Annotated in this window: 13 protein-coding genes; 6 read left to right on the forward strand and 7 right to left on the reverse strand. The window is 36.6% G+C overall.

Annotated elements, in window-relative coordinates; translation table 11 throughout:
• Positions 1-53: 53 nt before the first annotated feature.
• From JST55_12090 to JST55_12100, 3 genes are all read left to right on the forward strand, one after another.
• A complete protein-coding gene (locus JST55_12090; GenBank protein MBS1494247.1) occupies positions 54-1,271 on the forward strand; it encodes a PQQ-binding-like beta-propeller repeat protein in 1,218 nt (405 codons plus the stop codon).
• Positions 1,272-1,332: 61 nt separating this feature from the next.
• Positions 1,333-2,328, forward strand: coding sequence for a M20/M25/M40 family metallo-hydrolase (locus JST55_12095; GenBank protein ID MBS1494248.1), 996 nt, complete (start codon positions 1,333-1,335; stop codon positions 2,326-2,328).
• Positions 2,325-3,152: a hypothetical protein gene (locus JST55_12100; protein MBS1494249.1), complete on the forward strand. Its 828-nt coding sequence runs from the start codon at positions 2,325-2,327 to the stop codon at positions 3,150-3,152. Before JST55_12095 ends, JST55_12100 begins: the two co-directional genes overlap by 4 nt.
• Before the next feature lie 78 nt (positions 3,153-3,230).
• Here JST55_12100 and JST55_12105 read toward each other — a convergent pair whose 3' ends face one another.
• From JST55_12105 to JST55_12130, 6 genes are all read right to left on the reverse strand, one after another.
• Positions 3,231-3,716 (reverse strand): DoxX family protein, encoded by a 486-nt coding sequence (locus JST55_12105; GenBank protein ID MBS1494250.1) that lies wholly within the window; start codon positions 3,714-3,716, stop codon positions 3,231-3,233.
• A gap of 141 nt (positions 3,717-3,857) precedes the next feature.
• Positions 3,858-4,334, reverse strand: coding sequence for a DoxX family protein (locus JST55_12110; GenBank protein ID MBS1494251.1), 477 nt, complete (start codon positions 4,332-4,334; stop codon positions 3,858-3,860).
• A gap of 112 nt (positions 4,335-4,446) precedes the next feature.
• Positions 4,447-5,025: a Crp/Fnr family transcriptional regulator gene (locus JST55_12115; protein MBS1494252.1), complete on the reverse strand. Its 579-nt coding sequence runs from the start codon at positions 5,023-5,025 to the stop codon at positions 4,447-4,449.
• On the reverse strand, positions 5,022-6,197 hold the full coding sequence (locus JST55_12120; GenBank protein MBS1494253.1) for a YcaQ family DNA glycosylase: 1,176 nt from the start codon (positions 6,195-6,197) through the stop codon (positions 5,022-5,024). The genes JST55_12115 and JST55_12120 overlap by 4 nt, the downstream gene beginning before the upstream one ends.
• Positions 6,194-6,598: an ester cyclase gene (locus JST55_12125; protein ID MBS1494254.1), complete on the reverse strand. Its 405-nt coding sequence runs from the start codon at positions 6,596-6,598 to the stop codon at positions 6,194-6,196. Before JST55_12125 ends, JST55_12120 begins: the two co-directional genes overlap by 4 nt.
• Positions 6,599-6,606: 8 nt before the next feature.
• Entirely contained in the window at positions 6,607-7,518 is a 912-nt protein-coding gene (locus tag JST55_12130) for a polysaccharide deacetylase family protein (GenBank protein ID MBS1494255.1), read from the reverse strand.
• A 286-nt stretch (positions 7,519-7,804) separates the two neighbouring features.
• Here JST55_12130 and JST55_12135 point away from each other — a divergent pair, with 286 nt between their 5' ends.
• The gene (locus tag JST55_12135) at positions 7,805-9,418 is read left to right on the forward strand and encodes a hypothetical protein (protein MBS1494256.1); all 1,614 of its coding nucleotides are present in this window, start codon (positions 7,805-7,807) and stop codon (positions 9,416-9,418) included.
• An 11-nt stretch (positions 9,419-9,429) separates the two neighbouring features.
• The gene (locus JST55_12140) at positions 9,430-12,237 is read left to right on the forward strand and encodes a hypothetical protein (GenBank protein MBS1494257.1); all 2,808 of its coding nucleotides are present in this window, start codon (positions 9,430-9,432) and stop codon (positions 12,235-12,237) included.
• 967 nt (positions 12,238-13,204) lie between these two features.
• Here the strand turns inward: JST55_12140 and JST55_12145 are convergent.
• Entirely contained in the window at positions 13,205-13,828 is a 624-nt protein-coding gene (locus JST55_12145; protein ID MBS1494258.1) for a YdeI/OmpD-associated family protein, read from the reverse strand.
• A 530-nt stretch (positions 13,829-14,358) separates the two neighbouring features.
• Here JST55_12145 and JST55_12150 point away from each other — a divergent pair.
• Complete coding sequence (locus tag JST55_12150; protein MBS1494259.1) at positions 14,359-15,699, forward strand: T9SS type A sorting domain-containing protein; 1,341 nt, start codon at positions 14,359-14,361, stop codon at positions 15,697-15,699.
• Positions 15,700-15,752 lie beyond the last annotated feature (53 nt).

Genomic DNA, 15,752 nt, shown 5'->3' on the forward strand with positions numbered 1-15,752 from the left:
AATTGTTTAGTTTAGAAATATACATAAGGGCTTATGTAAATTTAGAAAATTGCATGGAAAAAATTTACAGGTATATTTTAATCGGACTCTCACTGCTTATCTGCAGTCATTTATTTTCACAGACATACCCTCAGGATTTCACTACTATTCCTATAGTAAAATGGAAATTCAAATCCACTCAGCCGTTTATATCTACACCTGTAATTGAAGGAAATTTAGTTTACGTCGGCTGTCTCGATAGCTGCTTATATGTCCTTGATTTAAAATCAGGAAAGGAAAAATGGAAATTCAAAACCGGCGGAGGAATACGCTCTACAGTGTCAATTCTCGACAATAAAATATTCTTTAACAGCTTCGACGGAAACTTATATTGTCTGGAAAAATCAGACGGGAAAGTAATCTGGACCTTTAAAGCTTCCGATAAGCAATACGATATAAATGATTACCACCAGTCATCACCTGTTGTTCATAACAATATAATTTACTTCGGAATGGGAGACGGGAACATGTATGCAGTGAATGTCTCGGATGGGAGCAAGGTCTGGAGCTATCACACGGAAGATGTAGTGCATTCTACTCCTGCAATACTTGACGATAAAATATACTTCGGGTCATTCGACGGCAACGTTTACGGATTGAATTTATCTGACGGAAGTTTAATATGGAAATTCAAAACAGTCGGGCACAATTTTTTCCCGAAGGGAGAAGTGCAGTTTTCTCCCAATGCAATAGGTAAAACAGTTTACATAGCAGCGCGCGATTATAATTTATATGCAATAGATAAAGATAAAGGTGTCTGCAGATGGAACAGGGAGTTCACTCCCGGATGGGCAACTGAAGTTAGCTGGCGGCCTGACAGAGACAGCATAATATATCTATCCACTTCTGACCCGAAAAATTTATTTGCCATTCACCGCGCATATGAAACAACAAAATGGAGCACAGAATTAAAAACACAGTGCTTCGCAAACTGCGCATTCAGTCAGAACATGTGTTACTTAGGAACCGTCATAGGAAAATTCTTTGCCATTGATCTGTACACCGGAAAAATAAAATGGACGTTCTCCACCGAAGGTTACAATAAATATCATCTGAATTATTTCAAACCGGATGACGATTACAGAGATAATATAATCGATATTGTAAAAGATGATGAGGGATTTCAGGCAGCGCTGGATAAGTGCGGAGCGATTTACTCAACGGCTGCAATTACAGATAATGAAATAATTTTCAGCAGCAGTGAGGGAAATGTTTACTGTCTCGGCAGATAACTGAATAACTTTCGCCTTTTAGTTCAGCATTGTAATATTTAGTTTCTCAAAAAATTTTACAATGCTGAACTTTCTTTCCGACATTCTTAAAATTGAATCCACTACCGGCACCGAAAAAGATATTGCACTCTTCATAGCGGAGAAATATACTCCAAAGGGAATGACATGTGATATTCAGGACACTCCCGACGGAAGAGTAAATTTATTTTTTAAGCTAGGCGAGCCGAAGATAGTATTCAACTCGCACACGGATACTGTCCCGCCATACATCCCGCCGACTTTTACGGATGAGATTATTTACGGCCGCGGCTCATGTGATGCAAAGGGACAGCTTGCTTATCTATGGCAGGCTACGAACGAGCTCATTGCAGAAGGAGAGAAAGATTTCGGATTGCTTATGACTTTCGGAGAGGAAACGGGTTCTGTCGGAGCAAAGCAGGCAAACAATCTGCTTACTAATACGAAATATATAATTGTCGGCGAGCCGACTGAGAACAAGCTTATACTTGCATCAAAAGGAACGAACTTAATTAAGGTAACCATACGGGGAAAGAACTGTCATTCGGGATATCCGCAGTTTGGTGACAATGCAATTAACAGAATGAGAAAATTTCTTGACCGGCTTGATAACATTGGATTTCCAGTTGATGATGTAATGGGAGAAACTACTTACAATATCGGGTGGCTGAGATCAGATAACGCGCAGAACGTTGTGCCTGACCTTGTTACGTTTAATCTTTTTATCCGCACCACATTCGCAAGTCACGATACATACAAAGAAAAACTTGAGATCATTAAAGATGAGAATACAGAGCTTGAATATCCTTTCAATAAAGGTCCGCTAAAATTTCTCGGGCTCGAAGGATTTGAAACCGGCATCGTAGCCTATGGCACTGATGCTCCCTCATTTACAAATGTCCCGAATAAATTACTCTATGGACCCGGAACAATATTAGTCGCACACACCGCTGATGAGCAAATAAAAATAAAAGATATGTACCGAGCTGTTGAGGATGTGAAGAAGATTTTCAGGAAGCTGAAGGAAAAAAATGTATGAATATACAACTTCCATTTTTAGATTATATCTATTTAGATACAGGTATTTTAAGTTATATATCAAAAAATGCAGATTCATCCGACGAAAATATCAGGTATAAATTTGCTATGTATTGCATGCATAACAAATTACTATTGGCGGTTTCAAATATTAACTTTATAGAAATATCCGAAGCGGATAGACTTTTTAAGAATTTGACAGGAGTTTTATTATTTTCAAAACCATTTTTAAATTACCAGGAAATAATTGATCAAGAAATAGAAAGTTATCCGGCACAGCTTACTAAGAGAAGTCTATGTTTTGAAACGAAGAGTTTGTTGTTTGAAAAGGATGCAAACGGGATCGTAACTAATAGTTTAAAATTAGTAAGAGAAGCTGGAGTAATCCAAAAAGAGTTTATTAGCAAGATGTGTGAAAATATTATTAATTTTAAGAAAAATTTCTCACCTAACAAGGATGGAAAGTACGGACTTAATCAATTAAAAAAGTTTGAAACACAGCTTACTGAACAAATTTTGTTTTATATCAATCCAGGTTTTATTAAAAATCTTAGATCAAAATTAAATATTTCATTATTTAAAGGAATCAGATTGTATTGTTCGTATTTATTTGTAAAATATTATTTAGCAGGTCGTATTCCCAAGGATTCGGATTTAGGAGACTTTCATCATATTTTCTATATACCGTATTGTAAAATAATTGTTGTCGAAAAAGATATGTGTAGTCACCTTAAGTTAATTCAAAACAATAGTGACGTATTGAACCACGTTGAAATACATAATAAAAAGTTTCTTGATGATACAATTAAAAATTATATATGCTGAACACAACAATGAAAATAAAATCAATGTTCCCCAACCAAAATTGAGGAACATTTTTAAGGAGAAATAGATGACGCTATTTCAGGCAACTTTTACTGTGGGAGCCTGCTGATTCGAAACTATATGATGTCTCTGTATTATTGAATCAATCGAAAGTGCTCCGCATCCTTTTATAAGAATAACCAATCCCAATGCAATTGCAAGCAGATGATATTCAAATCCTTCACCCGGCTGATTTCCCATCCAGTTCATAAAAAATCCGTTATGCAAGTGAACTGTCATCACTGCTCCAATCATTGTTGAGATTGTAAGGAACGACCATATTCTTCCTAAAAATCCCAGCACTAAGAGTGTTGAGCCGATACTTTCACCGAGGATAACTAAGAGTGCAACTATGTATGGTATGCCGCCTGATGTGAGTCCGTTAATTGAATCATTGAAGCCGTGCCCTCCAAACAAGCCGAGTGTTTTCTGCAGTCCGTGAGGCAGCATTACTAAGCCGAGAACTAATCTTGAAATGAGAAGTGTATAATCTTTTGAGTCTGTTTTTATTAGCGCGCTGAACATAAGCTTTTGTTAGTTTATCAGAAATTTTTAGCAAAATTTTTAGATTAATAAATTTACATTTATTAAAGTGAGATGGGTCTGAAAAATGTAACAAAAGTTTATGTAAAAAGTTTAGGGAGGATTGCTCCTCCCTGATTTTTTTTAAGCGGCTTTCAGCTGAGTATTGTAAGGGTTTTTTGTTTGAAGAAAGGCATCGAGTGAAAACATTCCGCTCCCTTTTATTACAATTATAAGAGCAAGTGTAATTGCTAAAATCTGGTATTCATATCCTTCTCCCTTAAGATTTCCGAACCAGTTCATAAAAAATCCATTCGGAAGATGAACCATTATTGCAGCGCCAAGCATATTTGCAATAATACTTAATCCGCTTATTCTACCTGTAAGTCCAAAAATAAGTAATAGAGCGCCAAGTGTTTCGCCAAGAATAACAAGAAAGCCTATGATGTATGGAATGCCGACAGTATCGGTAAAGTAACCCATAGTTCCCGTATATCCATAGCCGCCAAACCAGCCGAATAATTTTTGCGCTCCGTGAGGAAGCATAACAAGTCCGAGAACAACACGGACGATTAATGAGATGTAATCTTTTGAATCAGTTTCGATAAGTTTGTTAAACATAATTTTGAAGTTTAATTTAATAGATGCTTCAAAATTATGCGTAATGATTTAAATCACAAATAAAGCAGATTAAGAAATTTTCTTAATGTAGATTAAGAATGTGGAATAAGAGTTATAGTTCTTTTTTCATTTTGCTGAGGAATTCTGGTGTGACACCTATGTAAGATGCGATTTGAATTTGCGGGATGCGCTGTTCAAGTGTAGGATATTTATTGATGAAATCTAAATATCTTTCCTTAGCCGTCCTGCTTAGATTGGAAACAACTCGCTGCTGAAGAGATATAAAAGATTTCTGAAAAAGTATACGGAAGAGTTTTTCAAACTTTGGAATTTTTTCATAGAGTAATTCTAAAGAAGTCTTATCTATTTGCAGCAGTTCTGATTCTTCAAGAGCATCTACATTTAAGATAGCAGGTTCACCTGTAACAAATGCATACGGGTCTGATATCCACCAGTCCTCAATTGCAAACTGTGAAATATGCTCCGTACCTGCATTATCTGTATAGTAAGAACGCAGGCATCCCGAAACAACATAGTTATCATAAAGACATGGTTCGCCTTGCTCAACAAGAAACTGTTTTCGTTTCAGCTTTTTATATTTTAAGAGCGAACAGAAATATTCCTCTTCATCTTTAGTAAGCTGAATGTATTTTGCAACGTGAGTTAATATTTGTTTATAGTTTTTATTCATTTAATAAATTTATCAAGATTATTTTCTCCGCATCCTGAAAATGCTGTCAGTTCATCAATTCTTTTCTTAAAAATCTTTTTAAAATTTTTATCAGGCTTTGCTTTATTTTCCCACCAGAGATTTATAATTTTGAATAAATCATTCTGCCTGTCTGCTTTTGCATCTAATCTTCCTATGAATTTATCGCCGTAAACAATGGGAAGGACATAATATCCGAACTTTCTTTTGGGAGCGGGGACGTAGCATTCAATAACATAATCAAAATTAAAAAGTGTTTTCAATCTCTTTCGCTGTATAACAAGATTATCGAACGGAGATAAAATATGAACATCTTTTTCAAACTCAGTATTCTTTAACTGCTTTAAATTTTCTTTTGTTGTATAGTATTTTTCATTTGTTAACTCTTTTGTAATTCCTGAAATATTTACAGGTAAAATTTTCTTCTCTTCAATCATTCTGTTTATCACACTCATCGGAATTTTTGAATCACCGCCTCTTAAATAAAACATTTCTTTCTGCGACGCGAAGCCGTTGGCATTAACTGTATTCATTATCAAATGCTGGCAATGTTCTTCATAAGTTGGAACAGTTGTGTCAATTTTCTTAGGAAGAACTCTTTCAGTTAAATCATAAACTTTCTGAAAGTTTTTTCTTTCAGCAACCATTAATTCTCCTGCATGGAATAAATACTCAAGCGCTTCTTTAGCAGGCTTCCAGTCCCACCATCCTGATTTTACTCTGGGCGGATGTTCAAAATCCTTTGATTGAAGCGGACCTTCTGCAGTGATTCTATCTCTTGCAAAATCGATTATCTTTTTATTTTTCTTAGACCATGCTTTATATCTTTCTTTATAATTTTCTTTCCTTCTTAACGAATATCTATAATCTTTCATAGGAAGAAACGCAGCAGCGTGGCTCCAGTATTCAAATACTTTCTTCTCTTTCATCAGTTCATCAAGCATTGTTTTTTTATAAACAGGCAGTCTAGTCCAAAGAATATGATGATGCGCGCGCTCCACTATTGAAATTGTATCAATCTGAACGTATCCGATTTTTTCTATTATCTTGTGTAAATCTTTTTTTGTATAATGATTGTCTCTTTCCAGCAGTTTCTGATTTTTAAGAGCTAAGAAGCGGGCATCCTGTAATGAGATTTCGATCGGTAACTTCATATCTTCGGAAATTCTCCTAACTGCATAAATAAACTTAGGAAATCATTTTCGTCCCATGCTTTAATTATCTTGTCATCTTTAATTTGTAAGATTGCGTTAGCGCGCCACTCAACATGTTTGCCTGTTGGAGAAACTCCCAGAAAATTTCCTTTATGAGTTCCGCTCCATATATTATGAACTGTCACTAAATCATTCTCATTTACAAAAAATTCACAGTTAACTTTAATATCAGGAAAGGCATTGAAAAAATTCCGCTGAATTATCTGCTTCTGACCTTCAAGTCCGCGCGATTCTCCATTATGTATGAAATTCTTGGATAAAAAACTTCCTATGGCATCAAGATTTTTCTGATTGATAACAACATCATAAAAATTTTTAACGATATCAGAATTTACAGACATAGATTGAATTAATATTTTTTATTTGAGAGGTCGATTATCCACTGTGGTTCATCGGGATCGGGTTTTGGTTTCTTCCCCTGTGCAAGTATCCATCTGTGAAGCCATGAGCGTCCCCATTTCATTTGCCCGTCCGGCATTGAGTATGCAGGGTCAGTCATTGCTTCATCTAAGGAAACAAACTCATACCCGCGTGATTTAAACATATCAATTATTTTATCGAAGTGGTCGGCATTTAGCATATTTGCATGGACTAACAATACCTGCGGTATCTGCCTTCCAAGAAATTCCTGTGAAATTCCTTCAAAGAAATCTGTCATCATTCCCATGTAATTTACATAGGAAGAAACGATAGAATCCTGCAGAGTTTTATCGTTATTCTTCACTGCAGGCAAATAACATGCTGCAAACATCCAGTCACTGTTATCTAATGTAACCGGAGCAACGATATAACCTCTATCTTTTAAAAACTTATCAAGAGAATCTTTCTGCTCAACAGTTTTGCCGGTGTATAAAAACGGATGGCGATAATATATCATTTGTTTCCCTGCATTTTCCATTAGTTGTTTTACAAGCGGCTCACCTTTAATCACATCTTCTTCATATTTTTGTAAACCGACTTTGCCTATATCTGAATGAGCATAAGTGTGGTTACCCAAATCATGACCATCTGCCAGCCATTTTTTTAATTGGGCAACTCTTAACTCTGTGTTGCTGTCAACGTCAGTCTTGCCTTCATTTACAAAAGCAGTCACCTTAATATTATTATCTTTTAAAATTTTTAAAAGATGGTCAGTGGTATAAATGCAATCATCAATATTTAAATGGGGCGATGGCAAATCATCAAAGGTTATTGCAATTTTCTTTTGAGAAAATGCAAAATTGCTTATTAACAATAATATAATGAGAGTAATTTTTTTCATGCAATAACTTATAATTTTTGATAAGAATATGACAGTAAAAAATTCTTCTGTTGACTATTTCTTTAGCTTTAAACACTAATCTTCGTTAATATCCTGCCGATTTTGGGAAAAACAATTCCGCAATATTCCTTTAAATTTAATTAAAATTAAAGAAAAGAGGAGAACCGTCAAAATATTTTTCGCTGATTTTGGTCTGATTACATTCAGAATTTTTCTTTTGAAAATCAATAAACCGAAATTACTTTTGTAACAGATTTAGTTTTTGGCGAATCTAAATACACCAAATATGAAAACTGCCATACTTATTTTCCTGTTCATTGTCCCCCTGATTTCGGTTCACTCCCAGAGCTCAACTCCGTTAATCAACCTGAACGGAAGCATCAATCTTTCAACTTCCTATTACTCAGCTTCAGGTATTGATAAAAGATATCCTAACGGACTTTCAACTGCAATCATTTCAACAAACATCAGACTTGCAGATGAAGTTGATATTCCGCTCTCCGCTTATATATCTACAGACCAGACTACTTTTCAGCAGTCAATAAACCGTGTAGGGATTAATCCAAAAATCGGAAACTGGCTGACTCTTCACGGCGGATATTATAATGCAAAGCTCTCCGATCTGACTTACGGCGAAACAGGAGTAATGGGCGGCGGCTTTGATGTACGTTACAAATTGCTGCGCGCATCATTCTTTTACGGTAACGTCCGCGATGCAATTCAGCCCGATGCTGCAAATAATATCCTGGGCGGATTCAGAAGAGAAGGTTTCGGATTTAAGCTTGGCTTAGGCAGCGAAGAAGCGCATGTAGATTTCAATATGTACAAAGCAAAAGATATTGTTGCATCAATCGGAGATTATAATTATCCGCTTGCTCCCACTGAAAATATGGTAATGAGTTACGATTTTGCCTTCCCGCTCTTCAACGATAAATTTAAAGTTAACGGAGAGATTGGCGGAAGCGCATATACAAGCGACACAAGATTTGAAGAGCATCCCGTCGAAGGATTTCCTGACTGGCTTTACAATATAAAATACAGCACAAGATTTGACTTCGGAACGTTTCTGAATTTAAGCTATATACCAAAACCTGAATACAGTTTTTCATTGAAAGGCAGATGGTACGGTCCCGGTTTTGTTACAACAGGCATCACAGAAATACAGGGCGATGCGCTTGAAGTTGAGTTTGCACCGAATGTAAGACTTATGAACAATAAGTTAATTTTAAGAAGCTCATTCGGAGTAAGATACAACAACGTAAGAGATACACGCGCTGCAACAACAAGCAGATTCATCGGTTCTATGAATGCAACTTACCAATACAATCAGAATGCAGGCATAGATGTTTCATTTATGAATTATTCAATCCGTTCAAATGCAATAAGCGATACTGCTAGAATTAACAACGTGCTTAATTATTTCACAGTGACACCAAGATTTAATTTTCAGGGACTTGGCGGATTCAATAATTTATTCTTCACATACTCATTCCAGAAGTTTGACGACAACAATATAATTTTTGCTTACAACAATAAAAGCAGCTCTCACTCCGCAACAGCAGTCTGGAGCTTAGCTTTCATATCATCTTTGAATTTCTCAACATCGGTTAACTATCAGAACTCGGAGTTCAGTACAGGCAATTTCAAACTTACTTCCCTTGGAGTATCAACAGGTTACGCTTTCTTCAACAGAAAGTTAAATACTTCATTGGGGGCAAATTATTCTTTGTTCAGCTCTATTGCAGATAACAATCAGTTAAATCTCAGACTGAGTTTTGCATACACAATAGAAAAATACGGAAGTGTAAGCTTATACATTTTAAGAAATGAATTTAATTCTGACCTCAATACAAATTACAAAGAAACACAGGCAGTATTACAATATTATTATAATTTTTAAACTCTAAGATTATGAAACTGTTTACTAAAATTCTCCTGATACTTTTATTCGTTTACAATCTTGCTTCAGCACAGGTAAACGTAATTGTAAATCTCCCTGCCGTAATGCCATCAGAGTTAACTCAATGGAGAGATAATCCTTCATTGGTTACTGTTATTTTTAATAACATGGGCGCGCCGTTAACAAACTTAAGAATCGGATACAAAATCCGTGACTTATCCAAAGGCGTAAACATAATTACTACTAAAGACGGAATGCTTCCGTCTCAGGTATTTAATATGGGAGCGAATGTATTTCCCGGGCAGTCAATTTTTTCTTTTCCGACTGTAGATATCAATCCGGATTTTTATAATACAGCTGCAACTACAAACAGTCTGCCCGAGGGCCAATACGAATTTTGTCTGTATGTTCTTGATCCTGCCGGTACGCTTATTACTCTTACAGGAAGCCAGTGCGCATATTTTCAGGTTATAATTCCTCAGCCGATTTCATTGCTTCAGCCATATAACGGAATTGAGTATCAGCATGTACAGGGTGTTGGTACATATCCTATGTTCCTGTGGACTCCTGCATACACTCAGGGTGTTCCTGTTTCATACAGATTAAGAATTGTTCCTGTATTTCAGGGACAGCAGCCATACGATGCAATCAATACTAATCCAATAATACTCAATAAAGATTTAACTACAACAAATTATCAATACACACCCTCAGACCCTTCGTTTGAATTATATCCTACTGCAATTAAGTTTGCATGGCAGGTACGGGCAACAAACCAGTTCGGAAATCCTGTTACGGCTAATGACGGTAAGAGCGATGTATTTTGTTTCGCATTTAATAATAACAATCCTCCGCCTAATCCTTTAAGTGTAACCGGAACAATAAGCGGATGCGAACAAAATGCAGCGAGCATTGCATTAACCGTAGCAGGCGGAACTGCACCTTATACTTATGCATGGAAGCTTGGCAGTGTGCCATTTGCCCAGACTTCCGCTACAATATCAAACATAGCAAACGGAAATTATTCAGTGCTGGTAACAGATGCAGAAGGTGATACAGCTTCAGCAAGATTCAGAGTTTATGTTTACACAATTTCGTTTTATCCGACTTCAACTAATTCATCCTGCGGCGGAAGCACAGGTACGGTTGTTATAAATTCTTTATCAGGCGGAACCGCTGCATCAGGCAACACATATAACTATGAATTAAAAAGAACTGCTCCTGATACTGCTTCATGGAGAGGAACTGTTGTTCCTCAGACAGGAGGACGTACAATCAGAACCGGACTGAAGGCAGGAACTTACACAGTAAAAATTACAGACAGCAAAGGATGTGCAGTTACAAGAAATGTTACTATCTCAGATACAGGCGGACCGAACGTTTATGTAAGCGCGCCGACAGTATTCTGCGCCGGCGAAGGAAAGATACATTTCAGAAGCGCTACAGTTTCTCCATTCCCTATTCTTAAATGGGCGTGGACAGGACCAAACAACTACTCAAGAAATGTAACTGCCGGAAGAGATTCTATCACCGGATTGCAGCCTGGTACATACAGTTATTCTGCCACTGATACAACTACAGGATGCACAAAGTCAGGTCAGATAGCAGTTTCAGTTCAGGAAGTAAACACAATAATTGTTGAACGCAGAGTTTCAAATGCAACTGCCGGAATGGATGACGGCGAGTATTATATAAAGCTCAGAAAAAATCCGGTCAGCATCGGCTTGCGTCATCAGGACGGTACTGATTTCTCTGCCAACGTAAATCCGCTGAATGATGAAACCACAGCTACAATATTTGTATACAATGCAACAGGACTGAAAGCCGGCGCATATACAATGACGCTTTACTTCGGCGCAGCTAACACATGTCCCAAGACAGTTACATTTAATGTTGCTTCATGCGATGCAAATTTCACAACTGAAACAGACAGCACTGCATATTACTTCAGAACTCAGACATTGAGATTAACGCTTAACAACGTTCCGAACGGTTCTTATACAGTCAAATTTGTAAAGGCAAACAACCAGACTCAATACGGACCATTCACTTATAATTCCACAGGACAAGCATCAGTTACAAGAAATTATACATTAAGAGGTAACTTCCCTGAAGGCGGATACACTGCAGTTGTAACTCATAACGGCGGATGCGTAGCAACTTACCAGTTCATCGTTTACCGAAATCCACAGTGCGTAACAGCAGCAGGCGACTGGACTGCATTAAACATTGCAGCAGTGCAGCAAAGAACTGAAATGTGGTGCTGGCTTACATGCGGTCAGATGGTATTCACTCATTTTGGAATAGCAGCTCCGCGCAACGTGTCTTATCAGTGCAGCATCATCAGCTTCTATTATCCTGCATGTGCAGCCAATTGCGCAGCATGTGTAATCGGTGCGAACGGTCAGGCAGTATTGAGAGACATGATAACAAAATATTCAAAGTTCAGATGGAACAATGCAGCACAGCTTGATGTCGATTACCTTGCAAGAGCGTTAACCACAGCGCAGATAAAAACTGAAATCGATGCATCCAGACCAATCATTGCAGGTATATCTCCGTCAGGAAATGTACGGGCTGTATCTGAGCACGTCGCATTAATCATTGGCTATGCAGACGGCACTCTCAATACCACAGGCGGTACTTGTTTTAAGATAAGAGTAAACGACCCGTATCCTTATCCAAGAGGAAACAATCCTTATCTGAGAGCAGGCGGACAGAAAGTCGGCAACCTGCAGTATGAAATTGAATACAACGACTTCAGAACGAAATTAGTCTGGGGTGAATCATTCTATAATATCAGAAGAACAGCACTCTGATAATTACATAAGCTGTCCGTTCCTGCTCCTTATCGGGGACGGGCAGATTTTAAAAACCTAACCTATTCTAAAAATGCTCCGCTTAAAAAATTTTGCTTCAAAAAATTTAACAACATATGAAGTTTTAATGGAAATAATCAAATGCTGTGTAATGTTAATCATAGCGCTTTCACTCATCTATGCTTTAGAAATTTATCTGGGGAACTGGTAAAATTTTGGAAAAAATAAATACCATTTTAACTTTCTGCTTTTTTATGCAGAGCGGAAAGTTTTTTAAATACAGTGGAAATTGGAAAAGCTAAAAAAAATATTAAAGAAAAAAATCTACAAAGATATATTAAAAGGAGTTTTTATCTTTCTGGTGATACTTGCAGTTTTTTTTGCAGTTTTAGATATACTTACCTGGGCTTGAAACTAAATCCACCGGAAACTTCTTATCGTAAGTAAAGTATAAATTTTGAAATTCAAACATAATTTTTTTTTAACATAAAAAAATATTACAGGGGGGAAATTTGGGTAATATTTATCTTCTCATATCCAAAGGATTTATGAAGGGTCTTCTCCAGGGCTTTTCAGCAGTACTTGTTGCAGGAATTATTTTTTATTTTTTACTCGGGTTAATTTAATTTTATTAACTTTCTATATGTGCAGATAAGCGTTTCATTTATAAAGATGAAGCGCTTTTTTTATGTAAAGACTGACGAAAAAAGTTTGTTTTATGGCACTAAAATTGCCAATTTTATAGTTTTTGTCATAATTAAAACTCATGGGGGATACAAGTGGGTAATATTTTCCTTCTCATTTCTAACGGTTTTATGAAAAATCTTCTCAAAGGTTTTTCAGTTGTAGTTATTAGTTTATTAATAGTTTACGTGATTTTTGGACTTTTTGATATAGTTTAGTTCATTGGGGGTACAATAAAGGGCGCTTAATTTTGAAAGAGTAAGCGCCCTTTCTTTTTCAGAAATTAGCAGTTTTGATACTTCCAATGCCGGGACTTTCCTTCGGCAATCCATTCCACTGCCTGCTCCATTCTTTTATCACGGGTAGCTTCGGTTTTAGCTTCAGTAAGCCATTCCACATATTCCTTTTTCTTCGAGTAGCTGAACTCATCAAACACTTTTTTCGCAGCTTTGTTTTTACTTAATGCCTTTGTAAAATAATCGGGCACTACCAGTTCTTTTTTATCTGTAGCAGATGCCTTCTTCTTCGGCGGTAATTTAATCCCTTCCTTATTCAATCGCGCAGCTTCCTTAATATACTTTATCATTATTTTATCTGCCGGCAGGTCCTTCATGCTTGTTATTCTGCCGAAGTGACCCATCGCCTGCTCGCGTCCAACGTCAAGAATTTTATCCGGGTCAGCCATGATTGAACCTTTCCAGAAGCCGATTGCCATGTGCTCCTTAAATGCAGCCATGCCGAACATCATTTCGTTGAGATAATCAAAGTGCGGAAAGCCCCACTTAATAGTTTCCTGAGTTTCCGGAACAGCTTTGTGAACAAGTTCGCGGACGTGTTTAAGGATTGGTTTTGCAAAGTCCTTTGATTTTTCTATGTAGGCGTCAATGCGTGGATCTTTTTTGCCCATGTTTTCTATTTAAGATTTAAGAAATATTTTTATAAAAGTCGGGTTTTTGTCGGGTTTCTGAACACAGATTCATTTAATATATATGATTGCGCAGATAGTAGCAAAATAGTCGCATTTTATTATTCATTATTAATTACTAATTATTAATTATCAGAATTAGTCGGGAAAAAGTCGGGTTTTGGTCGGGTTTTGTTTTCATCCGCTTTGGCGGATTCCGCAAATTAAGAAATACTAATATTCCCTTTACAAACTTTACAAACTTTATAAACTTTCAACCACCTCTGCTAATATAATAAGAATAAAATTTTAATTAAAGAAATTGTTACCTATTAGTAGGAATAGGTTTTTAATTATGTATTACTGCTATAGCAGTCCCGTCTTTAGCGGGATGTATGTAGAATTATGAATTACAATGAAGCTCGTCCCGCAAAGGTGGAGAGGGGCAGGGCGTGGTATCAATTCCCTCACGTATTATCTGCCTTTATTTTTGAAGAAGTTAAAAATAAGTTCAGATTAAGAATCCCACTGCTATGAGAAAGCATATTCTACTCTTCATTTCTACACTTCTACTCCTCGCAGGGTTTACTTATTATATTTCATCGACTCAATATTGGTATCAGCAGACAATGCCTGATTTGAATGGAAGGCAATTGACTGATTTGAAATTTGTTGATTCGTTAGTCGGGTTTGCATGTACTGACGGAACTACATCAGACCATGCATACATTCTTAAAACTACTAATGGAGGGGATAACTGGAATATTGTATTGGAAAGAGCTAATACAACATTTAAAGTTTTAAAGTTTTTAGATAATAATTTTGGATATGCTGCTGCTAATCCTGATACACTTTATAAAACTACAAATGGTGGCACATCGTGGCAGACAATTTATTTAAACGGAACATATACTCGTGATATGACTGTATTAAATAAAGACACAATTTGGATTTGTTCTGATATAGATTTCGGGGGGGGGGTATTTGTAACGACAAATGGCGGAGTGAACTGGATAAATAAATATAACGTTTTTGGGGGGAATCCAGCAAGAATATATATGCTAAACTATAATACAGGATTTATAGCAGGAAGTAATGCATCAAATGACTATTTAAAGAAAACAACTAATGGGGGTTCCAACTGGACTACTATTGCAGGAGCCGGAGGATTTGGAGACATATATTTTCAAAATGATTTAACAGGGTGGAAATGCGCAAGCGGTAATTTTGAAAAGACTACAAATGGCGGCTTGAACTGGTCAAGACTTTTAAATCTTAGCTTTGGAAATCTTTCGACTGAGGTTCTCAGCTTTTCCGTTATAAATGCTGATACAATCTGGGCATCAGGAGGATTGATATATTATCCTAAGAATAATCAAACCAGGGGAATAATATACCGGACAACAAACGGAGGTATAAATTGGACTTATCAGATACCTGATACAAGTATACATATCCCTGCTAAATATTTTTACACAAGATTTGTCGGAAGTAAACAAGGATGGGCTTATACTGTTTCATCTACAAGAGGGGGAGTACATACGAAAGTTGGAGGTGATACAACCCATAATGTGTTAACCACTATTAAAGAATCACCAAGCGAATTAGCAAAACAATATAAACTCTACCAGAATTTCCCGAATCCTTTTAATCCGACAACAACAATCAATTACGAACTACGAGCGTCTAATTTTGTAGCTCTCAAAGTATTTAATCTGCAAGGAAAAGAAATACAGACTTTAGTAAATAAGAAACAAAATATTGGAGTTTATTCAATAGAGTTTAACGGCAGCAATCTTTCAAGCGGAATATATTTCTATTCACTTCAGACAGATAATTTTAAGGAAACTAAAAAAATGCTATTGGTGAAATAAAACAATATTTCCCCTCTCCTTACGAAGGAGACTTGTCCAGCTTTAGCGGGACA

Source organism: Bacteroidota bacterium, from assembly GCA_018266835.1.
Classification (GTDB): domain Bacteria; phylum Bacteroidota; class Ignavibacteria; order Tepidaquicellales; family Tepidaquicellaceae; genus JAFDZO01.